The sequence below is a fragment of the Paraglaciecola polaris LMG 21857 genome (genome assembly GCF_000315055.1).
Classification (GTDB): domain Bacteria; phylum Pseudomonadota; class Gammaproteobacteria; order Enterobacterales; family Alteromonadaceae; genus Paraglaciecola; species Paraglaciecola polaris.
The window spans coordinates 1-2,125 of record NZ_BAER01000122.1; the positions used below are offsets into that span (position 1 = coordinate 1).

Sequence of the window (2,125 nt, forward strand, 5' to 3'; positions counted from 1 at the left end):
CGCGAAATTACTGAATTAATAGGAGATCATTGAAGGGAATATGTCCCGCTTTCAGCTGGATGTTAATTTGATCTAACAACCAACGTTCGAGTAAAAAAAAGCCCGGCTAAAGAGCCGGGCTAAAATAGTTTAATCGGGAAACACACATAAACTAAAACACACATATATTGTGACTTGCTCGTTATTCATTAGTTCATTGAAGATGCTAAAAAATGCAAATACTTAATAGAGCACATTGTAATCCGAGTTTATAAACGATTTATCTGAGAGCAATTTTGTTACTGGCTTACCATCTTGACTTTTATCAGGTTAGTATTAGCGACCGCGCGGCACAAAGTAGGTGTGACGGCGATTTTTTTAATTTTAATTCTCCTACGAGAGTGGCTTATGTTTCGCACCTTATATAAAAATTTATCCTTTGGCCGAGTTTCACTGCTGCTTCTGTCGGTTTTCTGGCTGTGCAGTTGCACCACTACACCGCCAAAAAACATTAGCAACATTTGCGAGATATTTTTGGAGAAGCGGGATTGGTTTGATGCGGCAGAAGATATGAGTGCTAAGTGGGGTGTGCCAATGCATGTGCCGATGGCGATGATGTATCAAGAAAGTTCTTTCAGAGCCGATGCACTGCCACCAAAAGATTATGTATTCTTTGGCTTAATCCCTTGGGGGCGGGTAAGCAGCGCATACGGTTATTCACAGGCAAAAACACCCACTTGGGCAGATTACCGACGTGAAACGGGTAATGGTTGGGCCGATCGTGAAGACTTCGAGGATGCCATGGACTTTATGGGGTGGTTCATCGATAAGACGCATAAAATCAATCGCGTTTCAAAGTGGGACGCTGAAGCCCAGTATTTGAATTATCACGAAGGGTGGGGCGGATATAAACGCAAAAGTTATCACAAAAAACGTTGGTTGCAGAAAGTAGCAAAAATAGTCAAAGCCCGTTCGTTACGTTATGCCACTCAACTAAAAGGTTGCAGAGAAGAGTTAGAAAAAGGCTGGTTCATGCGTTTATTTACTTAGATTGTACAAATACAAAAGGAGTTTTATTTATCCAAAGGAAGTGCAATCATCCGGCGAGAGCGACTTTTTTGAATACATTCAAGCGGGTCCTCGCGGGAGCACTTTAAGCCTTTACGTACTTTTATTCGTCAGCGTTTCCATGAGGGAAGCGTTGCGATGCAATATAAAATGTTCCGCCTTATTTCGAGATTGGTTGTGTAGCAATCGCGAAACTATCAAGCACTATGTGGCCGGACACGCTTGTTACACTTCACACATTACCCATACAAGACTTGCTACCCTATGCAGAAAATGGGTAAAAAACGTATTAATTTTGTACCCAAGGAAAGCATGAGCCTGTAACAGATATCATTACGTCCTCAGCTTTATTCTTTTGGCGCTTCTGACACTAGATAACATGCGTGTTATCTCCCTGGTCGCTACTCCCCATTCCCTGTGATGCTTTACTGATGGCACTTATTCATCATAAGAATAGAAAGCCATTTATAATGCTGATGCACTACTTTCACTCGCTTAGGGTATTCTCATCATCCGGTTGTTGCTTTATTGAACAAGTTTTAAAAACAATGTTTTATTGCAGAATGAGAAGCTAAGGAGAAAGCAGATGTCAGGTCATTTCTATTTGAGCGGTACTCAGATCAAACGAAACGATATGATGGAACGCGCAAAAAAACTAGCGCGTATTTTTCAACAGAAAGGGGTTACCCCCGGAGACGTCATAGCCGTCTTATTAAGAAATGACGTTGCGTTATATGAAGTCGTTGAGGCGTGTCGATATGTGGGGGCTTATTATGTCACGTTGAATTGGCACAGCACCCAAGCAGAGTTATACCAATCACCGTAATTAATTTCCCACGTCAATCCAATCCCGCATGCATAGATTTGCGACCCGTTTATTATCACTAATAAAGCGGTTCCAGGCTCTACAACATTGCTCAACAATATCTTCATAGCCTTCGAAACAACGATTAGCTAATTCATTTTGTCTTAACCATTGCCATACCTGTTCTATTGGGTTCAACTCCGGTGAATATGGGGGAAGTTTTATAATAGAAAGGTTGTTAAATTCGTCAGCCAGATAAGATTGATGCCATGT

The 2,125-nt window shown here is 41.5% G+C and carries 3 protein-coding genes; 2 read left to right on the forward strand and 1 reads right to left on the reverse strand.

Translation table 11 applies throughout. The annotated features are described in order from the left end of the window. Nucleotides 1-387 precede the first annotated feature (387 nt). Together GPLA_RS19585 and GPLA_RS19590 are read left to right on the forward strand one after the other, a co-directional pair. A complete protein-coding gene (locus GPLA_RS19585; RefSeq protein ID WP_007106740.1) occupies nucleotides 388-1,029 on the forward strand; it encodes a transglycosylase SLT domain-containing protein in 642 nt (213 codons plus the stop codon). 604 nt (nucleotides 1,030-1,633) lie between these two features. Then, the gene (locus tag GPLA_RS19590; protein WP_007106741.1) at nucleotides 1,634-1,873 is read left to right on the forward strand and encodes an AMP-binding protein; all 240 of its coding nucleotides are present in this window, start codon (nucleotides 1,634-1,636) and stop codon (nucleotides 1,871-1,873) included. Here the strand turns inward: GPLA_RS19590 and GPLA_RS23330 are convergent. Further along, nucleotides 1,874-2,125 (reverse strand): transposase (locus tag GPLA_RS23330; RefSeq protein ID WP_193362958.1); only part of this gene is annotated, 252 nt, incomplete at its 5' end.